This window comes from Mycobacterium intermedium, from assembly GCF_002086275.1.
Lineage (GTDB): Bacteria > Actinomycetota > Actinomycetes > Mycobacteriales > Mycobacteriaceae > Mycobacterium > Mycobacterium intermedium.
This window is the reverse complement of sequence record NZ_MVHT01000298.1, coordinates 1-622: the sequence shown is the minus strand read 5'-3', so window position 1 is coordinate 622 and position 622 is coordinate 1. Positions and strand designations below refer to the sequence as shown.

Here is a 622-nt window from a genome sequence, read left to right as displayed (position 1 = left end):
CCCTTACCGCCCGCCACCCCGATGGTGCCGCTGTTGTCGGCGCCCGTGCCGCCTTGGCCGCCCTGGCCGCCGGTGCCGCCCGCGCCGCCGCGGCCGCCCACACCCTGGACGCCACCTGGGCCGCCCGTGCCGCCGGTGCCACCGGCGCCGCCCTCGCCGCCTTGGCCGCCGGCGCCATCAGCCACGCCCGAGATACCTGTGGCGCCTTGGCCGCCAGTGCCCCCAACACCGCCGGTCCCGCCCATGCCGGTAACTCCGTTGACCCCACCGCTGCCGCCGGTACCGGCTGTGCCGCCCGCACCTCCGGCACCGCCCATACCACCGGTGCCGCCCTTGCCGGCTCCGCTGCCCGTGTCAGCCGCGCCCGTACCGCCCTGCCCGCCTTGGCCGCCCATTCCGCCGGCCCCGCCGTTGCCGTTGGTGCCGCCGTTGCCGGCCCCGCCCTGTCCACCGTGACCACCGCTGCCACCCTGGGTGCCCAGACCGCCCTGCCCGCCGTTGAGACCGCTGACTCCGAGGACGCCTTGGGCGCCTTGGCCCCCGGTGCCGCCGACGCCGCCGTCCCCGCCGACTCCCGCAGCGCCCACGAAGGCGCCAGCACCGCCGCCGCTGCCGCCCACCC

1 pseudogene is annotated in these 622 nt (G+C 79.1%); it reads right to left on the bottom strand.

Annotation, left to right across the window (positions count from 1 at the left end):
• Positions 1-622 (bottom strand): annotated as a pseudogene (locus BST27_RS32985) (PE family protein); the annotation flags it as partial.